The organism is Amycolatopsis sp. NPDC005003 (assembly GCF_053600695.1).
In genome coordinates, this window is record NZ_JBSGAI010000034.1 from 85,363 (window position 1) to 105,520 (window position 20,158).

Sequence of the window (20,158 nt, forward strand, 5' to 3'; positions counted from 1 at the left end):
CCCGGGGGACCCCTGCTTTCACGTTACCGCGAGGGTCCGACAGTTTCGGGCGGTTCAGTCCTTGATCCGCGGGATCCGCTGCGTGACCTCCGGGTCCGCCTCGGCCAGCGCCTTCTTCTGGCGCCGCGACTTCAGGTACTCCAGCCCGATCGGCAGCACCGAAACCAGCGCGATCAGCACGAAGATCGCTTCGACGTTGTCCCGGATGAACCCGATGTTGCCCAGCAGCGAGCCCAGCACCGTGATACCCGCGGCCCACAGGATGCCGCCGATCACCGTGTACGTGAAGTAGCGCTTCGGGTTCATGCGGCCGATGCCCGCGATCCACGTGATGAACGTGCGGACGAACGGGACGAACCGGGCCAGCACCACGGCCCTTGGGCCGTGCTTCTCCAGGAACTCGTGGGTCTTGTCCACGTGCTCGCGTTTGAAGAACTTCGAGTCCGGGCGGTTGAACAGCTTCGGCCCGACGAAGTAGCCGATGTAGTAACCGACCACGTTGCCGAGCAGGGCCGCCGCCGTCACCAGGACGCAGACCAGCCACAACGAGGCGTCCAGCGTGCCGTTCGCGATGAACAGGCCCGCCGTGAACAGCAGGGAGTCACCCGGGAGGACCGGGAAGATGCTGCTCTCGATGAAGATGATCAGGCACAGGATCGCGATGACCGGTGTCGTCAGACCGCTCAGCAGGTGCTGCGGGTCGAGCCATGACGGCAGCAGCGACATCGTGTTGACCGTGCTCTGGGCGAGAATCACCCCAAAAACGGTACAGGGTCACCCTGAGTCGTGACCGAGACCCGGTCAGACCAGCGTCAGCAGGCCCACCACGGACCCCGCGGCGAGCCCGAGCAGCACCGCCAGCAACAAGATCCAGTACGCGGGAAGCTGGGCGGACGTCCGCACCGGCTCCGGCGGGCGCGGAGCGAACGTCGTCGGCGCCTCCGCGTCCAGGGCCGCGCGCTCGCGCTCCAGCGAGTCCGCGCTCGCGCCCGACAACAGGCCGTACGCCGAGGGCAGCTCGTCGATCGCGCTGGTCGGAACCGCGTCCGTGGCCGGCTCGGCCGGAGCCGGAGCCGACGCCGGAACCGAAGGCGACGACGCCGTGGAAGACGGCGACACCTGCGGCGCGAAGACGGCCTGCGCGCGAAGGGCGTCCGCCAGCAGCTGCTCGGGGTCCTTCGGCTCGCTCATCTCCGCCCGTCTCCATCAAGTGGGGATGCCCCCACGCCCCGCCGGGGCTCTGCCCCGGAGCCCCGGGGTTCGCACGAATCTACGTACTCAAGGTAGCCGTTCCCACCTCGGCGACCCATTCTCCCCGGCGCAGCACCTTCGCCGGCCGCAGGTCCTGGTCGAGGACCACGATGTCGGCCTGGTAACCGGAGCACAGCATGCCGGTGCGGTCCGCGATGCCGAGCAGCTCCGCCGGCCGCTGCGACGTCGCGTGCACCGCGTCGAGGATGCCGAGTTTCGCACCCCGGACCAGATTGCGGAAGGCGGTGTCCATCGTCAGGGTGCTGCCGGCCAGCGAGCCGTTGTCGGCGAGCGTGGCGACGCCGTCGTGCACGTCGACCTCGAGGCGGCCCAGCGTGTAGCGGCCGTCCGCCGCGTCCGTCGCCGACATCGCGTCGGTGATCAGGACCGTCCGGTTGCGGCCCGCGTGCTTCGCCGCCAGCCGGACGACCGTCGGGTGCAGGTGGACCAGGTCGCAGATGAGCTCGATGGTGATGCGCTCGTCGTCCAGCAGGGCACCGATCGGGCCGGGCTCGCGGTGGTGCAGCGGCCGCATGCCGTTGAACAGGTGGGTCGCCACCGTCGCGCCCGCGTCGATCGCCGGCAGCAGCTGCTCCTCGACGCCGTCGGTGTGCCCGATGGCCGCGATGACGCCGGACTCGGCCAGCTGCCGGACGGCCTTCACGCCGCCGTGCAGCTCGGGGGCGATGGTGACCATCCGGATCGCGCCCTGGCCCGCGCGCAGCAGCTTCTCGACCGTGCCGGTGTCCGGTTCGAGGAGGGTCTCGGGGTCGTGCGCGCCGCAGCGGGCCTTCGAAATGAACGGGCCCTCCAGGTGGATGCCCGCGACCTCGCCGTCCTGGACGAGCTCACGCAGCGCCGCCACCTGCTCGCGCAGGATGTCCACCGGGTCCGAGACCAGGCTGGCCAGCATGGTCGTGGTGCCGTGACGGCGGTGCGCCCGCACCGCCGTCAGGAGTTCCTCGGGATCGAGGGAGGTGAACGAACCACCTCCCCCGCCGTGGCAGTGGGTATCGACGAAACCAGGCACGACCAGTGCCCCGCCGACGTCCACGTGCTCGCCGGACGGCGGGGTCCCGGAACCCACGCCGGCGATCCGCCCGTCGGAGACGGCCACCCAGCCGTCGTCGAGTACACGGTCCGGGGCGGCGACCCGGCCGCCCATGATCACGAAATCTCCGGCGCCTCTCACGCACCCCAGCATATATTGGTCTGGACCAAGCATGGTGATACGACTCAGTGATCGGAATGGTCCACCCGGGTCACTGTGGGGCTTGCATGGCCTTCTGGAGTGCCTCGAGCGCCCGGCTGGCGGTCGATTTAACGGTACCCTTGGAGATGCCTGCGGCCTCAGAGATCTCGGCCTCGCTCAGCCCGCCGTAGTACCGCAGCACCAGCACTTCGCGCTGGCGGGGCGGCAGCTTCGACAGTGCGCTGACCACGGCCTGGTGCTCACTGGAGAGCATCGCGAGGCTCTCCGCGGAGCGCGCGTTCACCGCGTGCGGCGGCACGTACTCACGGGCGGTCTTCCGGCGGCGCAGCACGCTGCGCGACCCGTTGACCACCGCGGTGCGCAGGTAGCCGACCGCGGCGGCGGCGTCACGGAGCCTGCCCCAGTTGCGGTGCAGGCCGGTGAAGGCCTCCTGGACCACGTCTTCCGCCGTCGCGGGCTCGTCGACCAGCAGAATCGCCAGCCGGACCAGCCGCATGCGGTGCTGGCGGTAGAGGTCTTCGAGGGTCAGGGGTGCGGCGGTCTGCGCCGGAGCCGGACCGTCCATGACCCGCAGGTGGCCGAGGGTCGCCTCGACACTGCGCTCCGCATTGCCCTCGAGCATGAACCCCTGCCTGTTCTCGACCCCGGCTTGCACGGTGTGCCGCGTCAGCAGGTTCACGGTATTCACAGCGCTCACACAGGTACTGACGCATCCCCAGCCTATCGGGTTCAGATGCCGGTGCCACAGATCGGATGCTGGTACAGAACCGTGACACGGGTAGCGTCGGATCCGTCCCGCCCGCGCCCGACCCCGGAGATCCACATGGCCTGGTTCCTCGTCGAAATCACCTACGTCCAGGAGAAGATGCCGGACGTCCGGCCCCGCCACCGCGAGTTCCTGTCGAAACTGGCCGAGCAGGGCCGCGTCGCGGTCGCCGGGCCGCTCGGGGACGGCACCGGCGGCATCACGCTGTACCAGGCCGACGACGAGGCGCACCTGAAGGAGACGATCGACCAGGACCCGTACTTCCTGGAAGGGGTCATCGCCGAGCGCAGCGTCCGCGAGTACAAGCCGGTGATCGGCGCCTGGCTGCCCCAGGAGTCATAGGTCGAGCACGGTGGTGCCGCGGTCGACGCAGATCCGCATCGACCCGCCGTCGGCCGTCGGCACCGCGCAGGTCCCGCAGAAACCCTGGCGGCACGAGTACGGCGTGCCGGGGCGCGCCTCGCGCAGGACGTCGAGGGCGCTCCGGTCGCCCGGTACCGCCAGCACCTGCCCCGACCTGCGCAAAGTCAGCCGGAACGGCTCTCCGGCGACGATCGGCGGCGGGGTGAACCGTTCGAAGTGGACGGCCTTCGCCGCGGTCAGCGCCAGCTCGGCGCGAACGCCGGTGATCATCGGCGGCGGGCCGCAGCAGTAGACGGACGCGCCTTCGGGGAGCCCTTCGAGGAGCTCGGCGCCGGAGGCCGGGATGCCGTACTCGGTGTCCGGGCGGATCCACACGCGGTCGTCGTCCGGCAGCTCGCCGAGGAACGGCATCGACGCGCGGCCGCGGCCGGTGTAGACCAGCCGCCAGTCCGCGCCCCGCGCGATCGCCTGGCGCACCATCGGCAGGATCGGCGTGATCCCGATGCCGCCGGCGACGAAGAGGAACGGCCCGGCGCCGACGAACGGGAAGGCCGTCCGGGGGCCGCGGGCGGTGACGCGGGTGCCCGGTACCAGCGCGTGGACCTCGGCCGAGGCAGCGCCGATCTTCCGGACGGCGATCCGGTAGTGCGAGCGGTCGCTCGCGTCGCCGCAGAGCGAGTACTGCCTGGTCAGCCCGGAGGGGAGCACCAGGTCGACGTGCGCACCCGGCCGCCAGGACGGCAGGGGGACGCCGGTGGCGAGCCGCAGGCTCACCACGTCCTCGGCTTCGGGCCGGATCGTTTCGACCACCAGCGAAAGGTTGCGGTCCACAGTGCGCACGGGCGGCCGCCGCCGGCCGCTCGATTGCGACAACCGCCGGTAAACGCCCACGACGCCGACCAAAGTGGACATCAGGTGGTCGGTGCGTGCGCTGCCGTCGAGCCGGGTGGGCCGCCCCAGCGCGGCAGTCGCCCGGGAAAGCGCGGGTTCCCGCGCGGTCACCGGGGGACGTCCGCCGCCCGGGCGGCCGGTGAGCTCGCCAGGTAGGCGATCGCCTGCTCGGTGTTCCCGGTCTCCGCCGGGTGGTAGCCGCGGCGGAAGTACGGCCGGATCTCCCGCAGCAGCTGCCGCCCGGTCGGCAGCAGCCCCCGCTTCGCCGCCCGGCGGTAGCTCCGCAGTGACGCGCGGCCGGGCGTGGCCGGGTCGTTGCGCAGCAGGTATCGCGTCCCTCGGGCGAAGATCCAGGCCAGCACCGGCGTCACCGCCGCCATGCTGCGGACCCGGCGGGTGTACCGCCCGTCGAGGTGCACGAACAGGTCGAACGCCACCGACCGGTGCTCGACCTCTTCGGCGCCGTGCCAGCGCAGCAGGTCCAGCATCACCGGGTCGGCGCCCGCGTCTTCCAGGGGCGCGTCGAGCACCCACTGGCCGAGGAATGCCGTGTAGTGCTCGATCGCCGCGATGATGCCCAGCCGCTCGACCAGCCACTCCTCGGCCGCGCGCCCGGTCAGGCCGCGGTCGCCGAGCAGCTTCCGGAACAGCCACTCCATCTGCGCGACGAACGGCCGCACGCGCACGCCCGCCGCTTCGAGGTGTGCGGCCGCGCCGTCGTGGGCCTCGGCGTGCACCGCCTCCTGGCCGATGAAGCCGAGGACGTCTTGCTCGAGCCGCTCGTCGCGGATCAGCGGGAGCGCCTGCTTGAACACTTCGACGAACCAGCGCTCGCCCTCCGGCAGTGCCAGGTGCAGCACGTTGATGGTGTGCGTGGCCTGCGGTTCGCCGGGGATCCAGTGCATCGGCAGCGCCGCCCAGTCGAACCGCACGTCCCGGGCGTGCAGCACGAGCTGCTCGTCCGGCGAGGTCATGACGCCCGGCCGGACAGCTCGTAGTCGGCCGGGTCGACCTTGCGGGTCTGGAGCCAGTAACGCCAGGTGAAGCCCGGCCAGATCGTCCGGTTGACGCCCTGGGCGTCGAGGTACCAGCTCTTGCAGCCGCCCTGCGTCCAGACGCCCTTGACCAGCTTGTCCTGGATCTCGCGCTGGAACTCGTCCTGCACGCCAGGCCGGACGTCGAGCGCCGCGGCCCCGCGCGAATCGGCGAGCTTGATGGCGTCGACGACGTACCGCGCCTGCGATTCGATCATGAAGACCACGGAGTTGTGGCCGAGCGCGGTGTTCGGCCCGAGCAGGAAGAACAGGTTCGGGAAACCGGAGACGGTGATGCCCTTGTGCGTCCGCATGCCCGCGGTCGCCCACTCCTTGGCGAGGTCGCGGCCGTCGACGCCGGTGATGTCGAGGTACTCCAGCGCGTCGGTGACCTTGAAGCCGGTGCCGTAGATGATCGCGTCGACCTCGTGCTCGACCCCCGCGGAGTCGACGATCGAGTGCGCCTTGACCTCCTTGACGCCGTCGGTGACGACATCGACGTTCGGCCGGGCCAGCGCCGGGTAGTAGTCGTTGGAGATCAGGACGCGCTTGCAGCCCATCGTGTAGTCCGGCGTGACCTTCTTGCGCAGGGCGGGGTCCTTGATGCCCTTCGCGATGTTCCGCTTCGCGATCAGCTCGCCGGCCTTCATGATCGCCGGGTGGCCGTTGAAGCCGATGGCGCGCGCTTCGAGCAGCCAGTACAGCGCGTTGCGGTAGAGGCGCTGGGTGCCGGGCACGCGCTTGAACAGCGTCTGCGCCCAGCCCGGCATCGCGTGGTCGGGCTTGGGCATGATCCACGGCGGCGTGCGCTGGAACAGCGTCAGCTCGGCGACGTCGGGGGCGATCTTCGGGACGAACTGGACGGCGCTGGCGCCGGTGCCGACCACGGCGACCTTCTTGCCGCGCAGGTCGTACTCGTGGTTCCAGCGCGCGGAGTGCCAGGTCTGGCCCTTGAAGTTCGCGATGCCGGGCAGCTCGGGGACCTGCGGGATGTGCAGGCCGCCGACACCGGAGACGAGGAATTGCGCGACGAACTCGCGGCCGTCCCTGGTCGTCGCCGTCCAGCGGCGCTCGCCTTCGTCCCAGTGGGCGCCGGTCAGCTCGACGCCGAAGCGGATCTTCTCGCGCAGCCGGTACTTGTCGGCGACGCCCTTGAGATAGGCGAAGATCTCCGGCTGCGGGGAGAACGACCGCGACCAGCCCGGGTTCTGCTCGTACGAGAACGAGTACATGTGCGACTGCACGTCGCACGCGCACCCGGGGTAGGAGTTGTCGCGCCAGGTGCCGCCCACCTCGTCGGCCTTCTCCAGGATCACGTAGTCCCGGATGCCGGCCTTCTCGAGCTGGATCGCCTGGCCGAGCCCGGAAAACCCGGTGCCCACGATCACGACCTTGAACCGCTCGGTCATCTGCCGGCCTCCGCTGCGTCGGGGATCCTGTCCAGATAACGTTACCTCAGGTAACAGTTACTTGGAAGTACTCCCTACCGATCAGTACGTTCCGCCGAGCTTGCCGTGGTCCCAGCTGACGACCTTGGTCGGCCGGAAGATCAGCCCGACGCGTTTGGCGGCCTGACCTGCGATGAAGGCGCTCATTTCGGCCGGCGCCGGGTCGCCCGGTTTGGCGCCCGAATACCGCTGCAGCAGCGCGGTACCGATCCGGGTGACCTCGGCGGTGTCCTCGACGATCTCGACATCGGCCTCGAACGAGACGCCGCGGAGCTTCTCGTAGCTCTCGCCGTCCTCGACCAGCACGCTCGCCTCCGGCAGGCGCCGGAGGTTCTTCGCCTTCTGGGACGTGCCGTACGTCCAGGTCGCGACGCCGTCCTCGTGCGGGAAGTACCAGAGCGGTGCGAGGTGCGGGCGGCCGTTCGGGCCGATGCTGGCGACGTTGATGACCTTCTGCTCGGCGAGGTACGCGCGCACCTCGTCCTCGGTCATCCTGATCTGGTCGCGACGGGACATGGTCACCCCTTGGTGGCGGCTCGCCCGCCGTGGCCGGTGACCGCCGACTCGAACGCGCCGCGCGCCTCGATGTCGGCCAGCGCGGCCTTGTCCGCCGACGGTACCCGGCTGCGCGAGCCGAGCTCGATGACCGGCGGCAGGAACGCGCGGAGCAGCTTGAGCCCGCCGACCCAGCGCGGCACGTGGATGGTCCGGGCGCGCTTGAGGATGCCCGCCTCGAGGTCGTCCAGGGCCACGTCCAGCGGGTACGTCTTGCCGATCAGGCCGGGCATCGACGCGCGGAGCTTGCCGAACACCGGGTGCGCGTCGGCGCTCTCGACGAGGTCGGTGCGGATCCACGTCGGGTGCGCGACGCCGACCTTGACGCCCAGGTGGGCGACCTCGGCGCGGAGGCTGTTCGAGAAGGCTTCGACGCCGGCCTTGGCGGCGGCGTAGTTCGCCATGCCGGGTGCGTGCGTGATGGCGGCGAGGCTGGAGATGGCGAGCAGGTAGCCCTTGTGTTCGATGACGTGCGGGAGCGTGACGCGGAACGTCCGCCAGACGCCGAGCAGGTCGACCTCGATGACCTTCTCGAACGCGACCCGGTCGACCGAGCGGACGAAGCCCGCGGTCGCGATGCCGGCGTTCGCGATGACGATGTCGATCCCGCCGAAGTGCTCGACGACACCGGCGGTGGCTTTCTCCAGCGCTTCCCAGCTCGTGACGTCGGCTTCCCAGGCGCGGGCGTTCGGCCCGATCCGGTCGGCGACCTTCTGCTGCTCGTCGGCTTCGAGGCCGACGAGGGCGACCTTCGCGCCGCGGGCGGCCAGCCGCTCGGCCAGGCCCGCGCCGATGCCGCGGGCCGCGCCGGTGATCAGCACGACCTTGCCGTCGACCTTCTTGGTGCCGCTGAGCAGCGAAAACGGGTTGGCCACGGTGCCCTCCTAGTGTCACTTGAGGGCACCGTACCTCAACTTACCCGCAGTAAGCTACCCATGAGTATGTCAGCCGGCGGCCTCACTCAGAGCGGTGAGTTCCGTTTCGGTGAGCTCGAGGGAGACCGACGCGACCAGGTCGGTGAGCTGCTCGGGCGTCCGCGCGCTGGCGATCGGGGCGGCGACTGTCGGCTGCTGCCGCAGCCACGCGAGCGACACCGTGGCGACCGAAACCCCGTGCGCCTGCGCGGCTTCGTCGAGCGCGGCGAGGACGCGCTCGCCACGAGTGTCCAAATAGGACGCGGCACGGGCGGCGCGCGGGCTGTCGCCGAGCTCGTCCTTCGTGCGGTACTTGCCGGTGAGGAAGCCCTTCGCGAGGGAGAAGTACGGCAGTGTCGCGAGGCCTTCGCGCGCGACGAGCGGCGCGAGGTCGCGCTCGTAGTCCCGCTCGACGAGGTTGTAGTGCGGCTGCAGCACGGCGTACCGCACGAAGCCGTTATGGTCCGAAATGGACAGTGCGGCGGCGAGCCGCTCGGCGGTGTAGTTGGACGCGCCCAGGTAGCGGACCTTGCCCGCTCGGACCAGCGCGTCGAATGCTTCCAGGGTCTCCTCGAGCGGGGTTTCCGGGTCGTCGACGTGGGCGTAGTAGAGGTCGATGTGATCGGTCTTGAGGCGCCGCAGCGAATCCTCCGCCGCGGCCTGGATGTTCTTCGCCGACAGGCCCGGCCGGCCGTCCCACATGCCGACTTTGGTCGCGACGACGACGTCGTCGCGGTTGCCGCGCGCGGCCAGCCAGTTGCCGATGATCGTCTCGGAGCCCCCGCCGCCGCCGTAGAGGTCGGCGCTGTCCAAGAAGTTGCCGCCGGCCGCGGTGTAGGCGTCGAGGACGGCGAAGGACTGCGGCTCGTCGGCCGTCCAGCCGAAGACGTTGCAGCCGAGGTTGAGGCCGTACACGTCGAGGTCGGTATTGCCCAGCTTCGTCATGGTTCCGAGACTAATTCTCCGGACCCGGGAGGAAAATCGCCGTCTCACGCGTTGGGGTGTTCCATGGCAATCGAACTGGGCAAGATCGGTATCTGGCGGCACTACGCGCAGGTCGACGCGAGCTTCGCGGCCGAGGCGGAGAAGCTCGGCTACACCGCGATCTGGCTGGGTGGCTCACCCGGCGGCGACCTCGAATACGTCGACGACCTGCTCGGCGCGACGGACTCCCTGGTCGTCGCGACCGGCATCGTGAACATCTGGCAGGACGAACCGGCCTCGATCGCGAAGGCGTACGAGCGGATCGCCGGGAAGTACCCGGACCGCTTCCTGCTCGGCATCGGCGCGGGCCACCCCGAGCACACGCAGGAGTTCAAGAAGCCCTACGCGGCGATCGTCGAATACCTGGACGGCCTGGACGCGGCGGGTGTCCCGGCGGCCGGCCGCGCACTGGCGGCCCTCGGGCCCAAGGTCGTCAAGCTGTCCGCCGACCGCACCGCGGGCGCACACCCCTACCTGGTGACGCCGGAGCACACGCGCGACGCCCGGGAGATCCTCGGCGCGGGCAAGCTGCTGGCGCCGGAGCACAAGGTCGTCCTGGGGACCGACGTCGACGAGGCCCGCGCGATCGGCCGGAACACCGTGAAGTTCTACCTCGGGCTGTCGAACTACGTCGCCAACCTGCGGAAACTCGGCTTCACCGACGAAGACCTCGCGGGCGAGGGCAGCGACCGCCTGGTGGACGCGCTGGCCCTGCACGGCGACGCGGCGACAATCGCGACCGGCCTGCGGGCGCATTTCGAGGCGGGGGCGGACCACGTCAACATCCAGGTCCTGAACGAGGACCCGTGGCCGGCGTACCGCGCGCTGGCGGCCGAGCTGCTGTGACGTCCGTCCGGCCGCCGGCGCGCCCCGGCGGCCGGGCGCACTCCTTCTGAACCGATCCCACGTGCGGAGAAGTTTCTTCCCGGGGACCGGTGTGCCGCGGCGGTCCACCTCGTACGATGCGGTCGGGACCACCCTGTGCCAAGGAGGAGTAACGATGCCCATCGCCACCCCCGAGGTCTACGCGGAGATGCTCGACCGGGCCAAGGCGAACGAGTTCGCCTACCCGGCCATCAACGTGACCTCGTCCGAGACCGTGAACGCCGCCATCCGCGGCTTCGCCGAGGCGGAGAGCGACGGCATCATCCAGTTCTCCACGGGCGGTGCGGAGTTCGCGTCCGGCCAGAAGGTCAAGGACATGGTGACCGGCGCGACCGCGCTCGCGGAGTTCGCCCAGGTCGTCGCGGCGAAGTACGACGTGAACGTGGCGCTGCACACCGACCACTGCCCGAAGGACAAGCTGGACGGCTTCGTCCGCCCGCTGATCGAGATCTCGGCCGAGCGCGTGAAGAACGGCCAGAACCCGCTGTTCCAGTCCCACATGTGGGACGGCTCGGCGATCGACCTCGACGAGAACCTCGAGATCGCCCAGGAGCTGCTGGCCAAGACGGCGGCGGCCAACATCATCCTCGAGGTCGAGATCGGCGTCGTCGGCGGCGAGGAGGACGGCGTCGAGGCGGAGATCAACGAGAAGCTGTACACCGCCGAAGGCGACTTCCTGAAGACGATCGACGCGCTGGGCGCGGGCGAGAAGGGCCGCTACCTGCTGGCGGCGACGTTCGGCAACGTCCACGGCGTGTACAAGCCGGGCAACGTGAAGCTGCGCCCGGACGTGCTGAAGGGCGGCCAGGAGGCGGCGGCGAAGAAGCTGGGCCTGGACGCCGGCTCGAAGCCGTTCGAGCTGGTCTTCCACGGCGGCTCGGGTTCGCTCCCGGAAGAGATCCGCGAGGCGGTGTCCTACGGCGTGGTGAAGATGAACGTGGACACGGACACGCAGTACGCGTTCACCCGGCCGATCGTCGACCACTTCTTCAAGAACTACGACGGGGTTCTGAAGATCGACGGCGAGGTCGGGAACAAGAAGGTGTACGACCCGCGCTCGTACCTCAAGGCCGCCGAGGCCGGCATGGCCGCCCGGGTGGTCGAGGCCTGCCAGGCGCTGGGCTCGGCGGGCACGAAGCTCAAGTAGGTCTTTTCGCGCGCAAGGGGCGGCACTTTCACGGTGAAAGTGCCGCCCTTTGGTCTGTTCAGACTGTTTCGGGAACCCGCCGACGAGCGGACCAGCGGCGCGAAGCCGGGCCGGCCGCCGCCCACAGGGCGAACACCCCGCCCAGCACCACCAGAGCCGTCCAGTACGCCGCCGGGGGTGCCGACTCCGTGTGCGCGTCACCCAGCACCCACGGGCGGAACTGCGACTGCAGCCAGAACGCCCCGTACCCGAACGCCGTCACCAGCAGCGCCCCCGCGCCGGCCTGGAGCAGGCCGGAACCGATCGCGAACGCCAGGTCGACCGCCAGGCCCACGAACAACAGGTAGAACGGCACCGTCGAGACCGGGAACCCGAGCCCGAGCAGCAGCGGCCACATCACCGACCGGTAGGCCACGTACGCCAGCGCCACCGAAGTGGCCGCCCAGCGGAAACCCAACGTCTTCCGAGCCAGAGCCAAGATCAACGCCATCACCCCGATGCCCCACAGCGGGTACACCCACGAAGGAATGGGCATCGTGAAGTGCAGCACCGCCGTCCGGTCGACCGGGTGGCCGATCTGGTTGGCCGCGAAGTCCAGCAGCGACTTCTCCGCCTCCGGCTCACCGCGCTCCCACGCGCGCAGCCCCAGGATGCCGTACTCCTGCTGGCCGTTCGGGAAGAACGTGTTCTCCAGGAAGAACGCCCACAGCGCGAGCAGCACGCCCGTGCGGAAGCGGCCCGGCGGCGCAAACCGCAGCCAGCCCAGCAGCACGCCCGCCTGCATGATGCCCGTGCCGAGGTAGAGCATCATGTGGGACGGGCTCCACGCGGTCAGGTCGAGGCCGTTCACGCGGTGGTTGATCACGTCCAGCGGGGCCGCGATCAGGAACGTCAGCAGGCCGATCTGCATCAGGCGCAGCGACCGCTTGTCGCAGCCAAGGCCCGTGTAGCTGTGGATCGCCACCAGCACCACGATGATCACCGTGCCGACGGTGTTGATCAGGTGCGGCGGGGCCAGGTCGTCGCGCAGCCACATGAAGTGCCACGACATGTCCCACGACGAGCCGACCAGCTTGAACGCGAACGCCGCCAGCCACATCCCGTAGCAGAACCGGAGCACCCAGTCCGGGGTCGGCTGCCCGGGGGCGCCGCGGTGCCAGTGCCGCGTGAAGAACAGCCGCGTCTTGGCGACGGGGCTGCGCGGGATCACGTCCACCGGGACGTCGACTGCCTTGGCCATGCCGGACATCATGGCCGGTCATGGTCACGAGTGGGCCAAGACCGTGGCAAACGACGCGAAAATCCGGGTTCACCCCTACGGGTGGACGACTTGCCTCAGGCGGGCCCGGCTTGGCAGGGTGTCGCGCCATGATGCCGAAACGAGTTGTCGCGGCCGTGCTCGTCGCCGCGCTGGTGCTGGCCGGCGGCGGGATTCTCGCGGGCTTGTTCTTCTGATCCGGGGGCGTGGGCAGAATGGGGTCATGACGCACAACCTGCTCGGCCCCGAGCCGACGCTGCTGCCCGAGCACACCGCCGCCCAGGCCGCGCTCGACGCCGGGACCGACCCGGCCACCGTCGCCGCCGAACACCCCGACTACAGCGAGGCGTGGGCCTCGCTCGCCGAGAAGGCCCTGGACGCGGGCGAGACCGTCGCCGCGTACGCCTACGCCCGCACCGGCTACCACCGGGGTCTCGACCAGCTGCGCCGCGCGGGCTGGAAGGGCTTCGGCCCGGTGCCGTGGTCGCACCGCCCCAACCAGGGGTTCCTCCGCGCCCTCGCCGTGCTCGGCAAGGCCGCCGGCAAGATCGGCGAGACCGAGGAGCACGAGCGGTGCAAGACGTTCCTCGCCGACTCCGACCCCGCCGCCGCGGAAGCCACCGGCCTCAAGTAACCCCCGCCTCGTGAGTGGTAATTCGGGTTCTAACCCGAATTACCACTCACGACGGGCTGCGGCAGACCTCAGAACCAGCCGCAGTTGACCGGCGCCTGCCGGCCGGCGAAGCGGCCCTCGAGCCAGGCGAACGCCTCCGGGAACGCCCGCACCGCGGCGAGCACGTGCGTCGGGATCAACGTGGTGCTGAACTGCACCTTCACGCCCTTGCCGCACCACGTCCGGCCCAGGTCGCGGTCCTGCGCGTAGGGCACGATGTCGTCGAGCGCGCTGTGCACGATCAGCACCGGCGCCGTCGGCTTCAGCGTCCCGATCTTCTGCTCGCCCACCCGCGAGGCGTACGGCTCCTCGCCGAGGAACCCGGTCACCGGCCGCCCGTCGGCGGTCAGCGTCTCCGAGTGCGTGAACGCGTGCGCGGCGATCGCCTCGACCGTGCACTCCGTGCGGACCTGCTCGAACAGCTGCTTGCCGCGGGCGTTGAGCAGGCCGGGGATGTTCAGCTCCGGGTAGGCGTAGTTCATGCTCACCATCGCGAACGCCAGGAACCCGAACGCGTAGTGCCCGTCGAGGTTCTTGGCCACCTCGGCGAGGTCCGCCGGCACCGCGCCCGCGTACGCGCCCTTCAGCTTCAGCTCGGGCGCGTAGCTCGGCTGCAGTTCGGCCGCCGCGGCCGACGCCCCGCCGCCCTGGGAGTAGCCGGCGATCGCGACCGGGCCGTCGTCCGGCAGCCCCGCCTCCGGCAGCCGCTGCGCCGCGCGGATCGCGTCGAGCACCGCGTGGCCCTCCGACGCGCGGTTGACGTAGGTGTGGTCCCCGGGCGTGCCCAGCCCCTCGTAGTCGGTGACGACGACGCCGTAGCCCCTGGTCAGCAGCCCGGCGATGAACGGCCCTTCGTACTCGAAGCCGGCGGCAAGCGCTTTCGAGGGAGCGCAGTCGTCGCCTTCGCCCTGCGTGCCGACGGCGTAGGAGACGATCGGGCGCACCCCCGCGCCGTGCCACGCCGAGCGCGGGGTCAGCACCGTGCCGGTGACGGCGATCGGCGAGCCGTGCGTGTCGGTGCTGCGGTACATGATCCGCTGCACGTTCGCGTCGGCCTTGATCAGCTGGATCGGATCGATGTAGAACGTCGACGTCTCGTGCCGGATGACGTCGCCGTTGCCGCCCGCCGGCAGGGGCGAAGGCGGGTCGTAGAAGGACGCGGCGGAGGCCGGCGGCGGGCCGAGCGTCGCCAGCGCGAGAACGGAAACCGTGGCGACGGCCGCGGAGCGGGCGCGGCGGGGGAAGATACGCATGCTTGCTCCTCGTTGAGCAGGTCGAGTGCGCGGGGACACCTTTTTTAGACAGAGGTGTCGGAAAAAGAGTCACGTGAGGTGGACCACATGTCAAGCCCCGCTCCGCGCGGGCGGCCGCGCAAGCTCCCGCTTTCGGAGCAGCGCGCCCGCGTCGTGCACGCGACCGCGCGGGTCGTCGCGCAGCACGGGATGCAGGGTGCGACGATCGAGCAGATCGCGCGGGAGGCCGGCGTCTCGCGTCAAGCCGTCTACGAGCAGTTCGGCGATCGCGCGACCCTGTTCGCCGAGGTCGTGGCGGAGACCGAAGAGAAGGCTTTCACGGCCATCGCGGGGCCGTCGGTGGCCGACACCCAGCACGGTCTGCGGGCCTGGGCGCGGGCGAACTACGCCAACATGGTCACCTACGTCGCCGACCACCCCGAGGGCTACGGCGTGCTCCGTGCGGCCGAGCGCGCGGGCGACCCCGCTCTCACCCGGTTGAGGGAGCGGCTGGCCGTCGTCTACGCCGAAGCCAGCCGCAAGCGGTGGGCCGCGCACGGCATCGACTCCGGCCGGGCGGACCGCGCGCTCGTCACGCTCTTCTTCGCGATGACCGAGTCACTGGTCCAGGCCACCTGGGACGGCGAGCCGCCGGACCAGGACGCCCTGATCGACCTGCTCACCGAATTCACCGTGGGCGGCGTCGCCCGCCTGCAGACCAAGGCGAGCGACGTCATCGACCGGTTGCGGTAAGGGCGCTAAGCCGCGGCCAAGGCCGCCGCGGCCGAGCCCACCACCCGGTTGCGCCCGCCGTGTTTGGCCGCGTACACGGCCGCGTCGGCGGAGGCCATGACCTCCTCGATGGACGAACCGTCCAGCGGGTAGGCGGCGACGCCGATGGACGCGGTCTGCCGTTCGATGTCGACGGCGGCGCCTTCGTTGGTCGTGGTGCTGATGATCAGCTCACTGACCCGTTGCCTGATCCGCTCCGCCGTGACGATCGCATCCTCTTTGGACGTCGAAGGCAGCAGCGCGACGAACTCCTCGCCACCGAACCGGCCGACCAGGTCGTGCGCCCTGGTCTCCTGCTTGACCACGGCGGCGACCGCCTTGAGCACGTCGTCCCCCGCGAGGTGCCCGTAGGTGTCGTTGATCCGCTTGAAGTGGTCGAGGTCGATCATCATGGCGCCGAAGCTGCCGTTTTCCCGCTCCGCGCGCGAAATCTCGCGCTGCGCGCCGTCCTGCCAGGTGGTGGCGTTGAGCAGCTGCGTCTTCTGGTCCGTGGTGGCCAGCTCCTCCAGCCGCTTGATCAGCACGGACCGCTGCAGCACGTACAGCGGCAGGATCACCAGCACCGAGAGCAGCGGCTCCTCGTTGAGCACCATCACCAGCAGCGCGCCGACGCACAAAGTGGACAGTTCGAGCAGGTTGTCGTCCATGTTGCCGAGGCACGACACCGGGGTCGCGTTCTTCGGGTCGGCGAGGTAGAGGTCGAGGCCGGTCAGTGCGGTGTTGACCGTGAAGAAGGCCAGCGCGGCGAGCGTCACCGTGGCCACGCCGCTGCCGATGGTCATGTGACCGACGACACCCGCGGAGAAGGCCGAGAGGATCATCGTGGTGGCGTTCGCGGCCACGCGGTGAAATTCACCCGGACGGGTGCCGGACCAGCTACGGAACGCAAGGTAGACGTACAGCACGACACCGAGCGCGGCGATCAGCTGGGCCGGCAAGAGCAGGCCGGCGGGCAGCAGCCACACCGAAGTCATCGAGATGTAGGGCCCGTTGCTGAGGATGCGGCGCTGCCGCTCGAGCCGCCTGCTGACCTCCGTCTGCGCCACGGCCAACGCTGTGAGCAGCGCAAACGTGCCCAGCTGGGCGACGGTGACCGGCACGGTCAACAGCGAAACGGCCGTCCAGCTCAGCATGACCGCGATGGCGGTCAGCGTCGCGATGATCCAGTCGCGGGGGCGGGTCCACAGTGCCCACCCCTGAACGCGAGAAATCAAGTCCTGGCCGCGCTGTTCCCCCGATGTGACCATTTTTCCCCCAGACCCTTGCGTGGTTGTACGGTGACAAAGTACTCACGGACAGTTTCAGACCGTTCGCGTGCTGTCCACAAGGGCTTTCGGTGTGTACTTTTTCTTTGACACCGGAACGAGAGGTGGCCAGCGATGCGCGGCAAAGAACAGTGACCGCACAGCGCACCGCAAGGTCGCGCAGGTCGAGCCCACGCGCCGGGGCATGTCATGCATGTTCGGCGCGTGCGGCTTCTTTGTCGATCCACCGGTCCGGCTCGCCCGACAGCGCCCGGCTCCACAGCACCGCCAGCGGCAGCGTGAGCAGGATCCCGGCGAGGCCGAAAATCCCGACCGTCCCGTGCGGGGTCAGCTGATCCGCGAGCACGCCGCCGATCAGCGGGCTGATGCCCATCATCGTGGTCAGGCCGGTGTTGGACAGGCCCATCACCTGCGCCCGCTGCTCGTCGGGCACGGCCAGGGTCAGTGATGCCGTCGCCTGCAGCAGGCAGACCGTGCCCAGGCCGCCCGAGATGATGAACAGCGCGATCGACGAGACCGGGCCGGGGTTCAGGAAGCAGAGCACCAGCGGCACGGCGCACAGCGCCGACAGCGGGCCGATCAGCTTCGGCCGCAGCCGCGCGGGCACCCAGCGCGTGTAGGCGAAGGTCGCGATGACGCTGCCGATCGGGTCGGCCGCGAGCAGCAGGCCGATCGCCTCGGGGCCGCCGCCCGCCGCGGTGACGTACGGCGCGGCGATGCCCTCGTACACGGGCAGCAGCCCCATCAGCCAGGTGAACAGCACCAGCGTCCGCAGCGGCGAGCTCGCGAACGCCGTCCGGCCACCGCCGCCGAGCGTCGCGAAGAAGGACTTCCGCTGCTCGCCGGTCGCCGCGGCCGGCCGGGCGCGGACGCCGAAGCGCACGAAGAGGGCCGACAGCACGAACGTGGCGGCGTCGACGACCAGCGCCACGTGCGGGTCGAGGGCGATCAGCAGCGCGCCGCCGCCGGCGAAGCCGAGCAGCTGGGCGGTCTGCACGGTCATGCTCCGGATGCCCATCCCGACGACGAACCGGTCGCCTTCGAGCACCTGCGGCAGCAGCGCCAGCTGGGACGCCTTGAACGGCGGGTTGACCAGGGAAACGCCGCCGACCAGCACGCACATCAGCCAGAACGGCATGCCGGGCAGGGCGACCAGCAGGATCAGGCCGGCGCGCAGCAGGTCGACGAGCACCATCACGCTGCGGCGCGGGAACCGGTCGGCGAAGCCGGTCAGGAAGATGCCGCCCAGTAGCGACGGCGCGTAGGTCAGGGCGTACGTGAGGCCGGTGAGCGTCGCGGAGTTCGTCCCGGTGAACACGAGGATGGACAGCGCGACCCTGGCCAGCTGGTCGCCGGCGATCGAGAGCAGCTCGCCGAACCACAGCGCGCGGAACTCGGCGATCCCGAACACCTCGCGGAACGTGACGCGATCCGGCGGTGCTGCCATGCGTTTTCTCCCGACCTCTTGTGCAGACCGAGTCCGTCCCATGACCTCCGGTGACGAGACAACCAGTGGGTCATGAGGCAGTCACGGTACGTGAGTTACCTCAGCCAGTGTCCCGTGACTGTTGGTAAATCTCTAGGTTCTTTCGCTGGTATCGAAGGTGTCACGGATCTTCCCGAACGGGTCAGACGATAGCCCGCAGTGTCTGACCGGTGGCTCAGGAGTCACCAATCGATCATTCCGTACCGCTTGGTCGGTCGCCAGGGGCAAAAGTAGCCACCTCGCGTTCGCGAGGTGGCTACCGGGGAAACGCGAGGTCAGCCGTCGACGGCGAGGGCGTCCTCCGCGGGCTTCCGGAGGGCCTCGGCGGCGCGGCCGGCGTCGCGCTTGGCCACCTCTTCGCGGACGATCGGGATGACGTACCGGCCGAAGTCGATCGTGTCGCCGAGCATGTCGTAGCCGCGGGCGGACAGGATCTCCACGCCGAGGTCGTAGTAGTCGAGCAGGGCCTGCGCGACCGTCTCCGGCGTCCCGACCAGTGCGTTCGAATTGCCCGCGCCGCCGGTCGCGGCCGCGGTCGGCGTCCAGAGCGCGCGGTCGAACCGCTCGCCGTTCGCCGCGATCTCCAGCAGCCGCTGCGAGCCGGTGTTCTCGGGTTCGGTGAGCTTGTGCCGCCGGGTCAGCGGCTGCCCGCCCTTGGTGCGGTCCTTGATCGCCCCGACCGTGGCGTACGCCTTCTCCCAGGCCAGCTCCTCGGTCGGCGCGATGATGGGCCGGAACGCGACCTGGATCCGCGGCACGTCGGTGCGGCCGGCGGCCGCCGCGGCGGCCTTGACCGACTCGATTTGCTCCGCGGTCTGCGCCAGCGGCTCGCCCCAGAGGCAGTAGATGTCCGCTTCGGCACCGCCGGCGGCGTATGCGGCGGGCGACGAGCCACCGAAGGAGACGTTCGGCCGCGGCTGCTGCACGGGCTTGATGTCGCTGACGTAGTCGGCGAAGCGGTAGTGCTCGCCCTCGAAGTCGAAGGGCTCGTCCGACGTCCAGGCCTTCTTGATGATCTGGATGGCCTCGCGGGTGCGCGCGTAGCGCTGGTCCTTCGTCAGGTAGTCGCCTTCGCGCTGCTGCTCGTGGTCGTTGCCGCCGGTGATGAAGTGCACGGTCAGCCGGCCGTCGGAGATCTGGTCGAGCGTCGCGAACGTCTTCGCGGCGAACGTCGGGTACGAGACGTTCGGGCGGTGGGCGAGCAGGATCTGCAGCTTGTCGAGCTTCGTGGCGACGTACGCGGCCGCCTGCGCGGGGTCGGGCGAGCCGGAGCCGTAGGCGAACAGCACCCGGTCCCAGCCGAAGTCCTCGTGCGCGCGGGCCAGGCGCAGCGTGTACTCCTTGTCGAACACCCCGCCGGAGCGGGCGTGCGTCTCCGACCCGTCGTGCGTGCCCCCGATGCCCAGGAACTCCACCGGCATTCCGCCCACCTTCTCTCGCCTCGGTACCACCCACGGCTACGCCTGGCGCGCGGTGGGCGGCAACGACGTCCGCAGGGTGGAACTACCGCCGGTGCGCCTCGATGACCTCGATCGACGCGCGGACCTGCTCGAAGGTGGGCGGGCTCGCCCGGTTGAACACGACGGTCAGGGACCGGCGCGGGATGACCACGAACTCGACGTCGACCCCGGCCGCCTCCGCGGCGGCCTCGACGACGTCCCGCCAGTGCTCGGGGTCGATCCCGTCCGGATCGGCCCATTCGTGGGCGAAGATCGCCCAGTTCCCCCGTAGGAGGGTGCCGACCACGTCCTGCGCGGTGTGGACGCGGTGCGGCGAACCGATCTCATCGGGCAAGTATTCGCAGGTGGGCTGGCTGTGGCAGCCGTGGCTCCGCCGCGGGCCGGTGGCTTCGCCGCCCGGACCCCCGCAGGAAGCTGGCAGAGGCCCGGGCGCCTCGGTGGACGAAGGTCAAGTCCGCTCCTTTCGCCGGCGTACCCCAGGGCTTCGGAGCCGCGCGCGGCCTGGATGGGTTCCGCTCTGTGGGAAGGACTCCCGGCCGCG

General features: G+C 70.1%; 21 protein-coding genes. 5 read left to right on the plus strand and 16 right to left on the minus strand.

Going from position 1 to position 20,158, the window contains the following annotated elements:
- Positions 1-54: 54 nt before the first annotated feature.
- From ACWED2_RS32980 to ACWED2_RS32995, 4 genes are all read right to left on the minus strand, one after another.
- Positions 55-756, minus strand: a complete 702-nt coding sequence (locus ACWED2_RS32980; protein ID WP_449694407.1) for a DedA family protein — start codon at positions 754-756, stop codon at positions 55-57.
- 45 nt (positions 757-801) lie between these two features.
- Entirely contained in the window at positions 802-1,191 is a 390-nt protein-coding gene (locus tag ACWED2_RS32985) for a hypothetical protein (protein WP_449694408.1), read from the minus strand.
- 79 nt (positions 1,192-1,270) lie between these two features.
- Positions 1,271-2,422: an N-acetylglucosamine-6-phosphate deacetylase gene (gene nagA, locus ACWED2_RS32990; protein WP_449694444.1), complete on the minus strand. Its 1,152-nt coding sequence runs from the start codon at positions 2,420-2,422 to the stop codon at positions 1,271-1,273.
- 91 nt (positions 2,423-2,513) lie between these two features.
- Positions 2,514-3,086, minus strand: a complete 573-nt coding sequence (locus tag ACWED2_RS32995) for an RNA polymerase sigma factor (RefSeq protein WP_163046624.1) — start codon at positions 3,084-3,086, stop codon at positions 2,514-2,516.
- Positions 3,087-3,287: 201 nt separating this feature from the next.
- On the opposite strand from ACWED2_RS32995, the gene ACWED2_RS33000 reads away from it, so the two are divergent.
- The gene (locus tag ACWED2_RS33000) at positions 3,288-3,572 is read left to right on the plus strand and encodes a YciI family protein (RefSeq protein WP_449694409.1); all 285 of its coding nucleotides are present in this window, start codon (positions 3,288-3,290) and stop codon (positions 3,570-3,572) included.
- Here the strand turns inward: ACWED2_RS33000 and ACWED2_RS33005 are convergent.
- The 6 genes from ACWED2_RS33005 to ACWED2_RS33030 form a co-directional block, all read right to left on the minus strand.
- Positions 3,567-4,505 carry a PDR/VanB family oxidoreductase gene (locus tag ACWED2_RS33005; RefSeq protein WP_449694445.1) on the minus strand — a complete coding sequence of 313 codons (939 nt, stop codon included), beginning with the start codon at positions 4,503-4,505 and terminating at the stop codon, positions 3,567-3,569. The two genes, ACWED2_RS33000 and ACWED2_RS33005, sit on opposite strands and share 6 nt — an antisense overlap.
- Positions 4,506-4,591: 86 nt before the next feature.
- A complete protein-coding gene (locus tag ACWED2_RS33010) occupies positions 4,592-5,458 on the minus strand; it encodes a metal-dependent hydrolase (RefSeq protein WP_449694410.1) in 867 nt (288 codons plus the stop codon).
- A complete protein-coding gene (locus tag ACWED2_RS33015; protein WP_449694411.1) occupies positions 5,455-6,927 on the minus strand; it encodes a flavin-containing monooxygenase in 1,473 nt (490 codons plus the stop codon). The genes ACWED2_RS33010 and ACWED2_RS33015 overlap by 4 nt, the downstream gene beginning before the upstream one ends.
- 81 nt (positions 6,928-7,008) lie before the next feature.
- Positions 7,009-7,482, minus strand: a complete 474-nt coding sequence (locus ACWED2_RS33020) for a pyridoxamine 5'-phosphate oxidase family protein (protein WP_449694412.1) — start codon at positions 7,480-7,482, stop codon at positions 7,009-7,011.
- A 2-nt stretch (positions 7,483-7,484) separates the two neighbouring features.
- Positions 7,485-8,396, minus strand: a complete 912-nt coding sequence (locus tag ACWED2_RS33025; RefSeq protein ID WP_449694413.1) for an SDR family oxidoreductase — start codon at positions 8,394-8,396, stop codon at positions 7,485-7,487.
- Between the two features lie 69 nt (positions 8,397-8,465).
- Positions 8,466-9,380: an aldo/keto reductase gene (locus ACWED2_RS33030; protein WP_449694414.1), complete on the minus strand. Its 915-nt coding sequence runs from the start codon at positions 9,378-9,380 to the stop codon at positions 8,466-8,468.
- Between the two features lie 63 nt (positions 9,381-9,443).
- Between ACWED2_RS33030 and ACWED2_RS33035 the strand changes: the two genes are divergently transcribed.
- Both ACWED2_RS33035 and fbaA read left to right on the plus strand, forming a co-directional pair.
- Positions 9,444-10,265, plus strand: coding sequence for an LLM class F420-dependent oxidoreductase (locus ACWED2_RS33035; protein ID WP_449694415.1), 822 nt, complete (start codon positions 9,444-9,446; stop codon positions 10,263-10,265).
- Between the two features lie 154 nt (positions 10,266-10,419).
- The gene (gene fbaA, locus ACWED2_RS33040) at positions 10,420-11,451 is read left to right on the plus strand and encodes a class II fructose-bisphosphate aldolase (RefSeq protein WP_449694416.1); all 1,032 of its coding nucleotides are present in this window, start codon (positions 10,420-10,422) and stop codon (positions 11,449-11,451) included.
- A gap of 58 nt (positions 11,452-11,509) precedes the next feature.
- Here the strand turns inward: fbaA and ACWED2_RS33045 are convergent, their stop codons facing one another.
- Entirely contained in the window at positions 11,510-12,691 is a 1,182-nt protein-coding gene (locus ACWED2_RS33045) for a hypothetical protein (protein WP_449694417.1), read from the minus strand.
- Between the two features lie 241 nt (positions 12,692-12,932).
- Here ACWED2_RS33045 and ACWED2_RS33050 point away from each other — a divergent pair, with 241 nt between their 5' ends.
- Positions 12,933-13,343: a DUF3151 domain-containing protein gene (locus ACWED2_RS33050; RefSeq protein ID WP_449694418.1), complete on the plus strand. Its 411-nt coding sequence runs from the start codon at positions 12,933-12,935 to the stop codon at positions 13,341-13,343.
- Positions 13,344-13,411: 68 nt separating this feature from the next.
- On the opposite strand, the gene ACWED2_RS33055 is transcribed toward ACWED2_RS33050, so the two are convergent.
- The gene (locus ACWED2_RS33055) at positions 13,412-14,635 is read right to left on the minus strand and encodes a lipase family protein (RefSeq protein WP_449694419.1); all 1,224 of its coding nucleotides are present in this window, start codon (positions 14,633-14,635) and stop codon (positions 13,412-13,414) included.
- A gap of 87 nt (positions 14,636-14,722) precedes the next feature.
- Here ACWED2_RS33055 and ACWED2_RS33060 point away from each other — a divergent pair, with 87 nt between their 5' ends.
- Positions 14,723-15,367, plus strand: coding sequence for a TetR/AcrR family transcriptional regulator (locus ACWED2_RS33060; protein WP_449694420.1), 645 nt, complete (start codon positions 14,723-14,725; stop codon positions 15,365-15,367).
- Positions 15,368-15,372: 5 nt separating this feature from the next.
- Here the strand turns inward: ACWED2_RS33060 and ACWED2_RS33065 are convergent, their stop codons facing one another.
- From ACWED2_RS33065 to ACWED2_RS33080, 4 genes are all read right to left on the minus strand, one after another.
- Complete coding sequence (locus ACWED2_RS33065; protein ID WP_449694446.1) at positions 15,373-16,536, minus strand: GGDEF domain-containing protein; 1,164 nt, start codon at positions 16,534-16,536, stop codon at positions 15,373-15,375.
- 322 nt (positions 16,537-16,858) lie between these two features.
- A complete protein-coding gene (locus tag ACWED2_RS33070) occupies positions 16,859-18,118 on the minus strand; it encodes an MFS transporter (RefSeq protein ID WP_449694421.1) in 1,260 nt (419 codons plus the stop codon).
- A 314-nt stretch (positions 18,119-18,432) separates the two neighbouring features.
- Positions 18,433-19,578, minus strand: a complete 1,146-nt coding sequence (locus ACWED2_RS33075) for an LLM class flavin-dependent oxidoreductase (RefSeq protein WP_449694422.1) — start codon at positions 19,576-19,578, stop codon at positions 18,433-18,435.
- An 82-nt stretch (positions 19,579-19,660) separates the two neighbouring features.
- Positions 19,661-19,951, minus strand: coding sequence for a hypothetical protein (locus ACWED2_RS33080; RefSeq protein WP_449694423.1), 291 nt, complete (start codon positions 19,949-19,951; stop codon positions 19,661-19,663).
- Positions 19,952-20,158 lie beyond the last annotated feature (207 nt).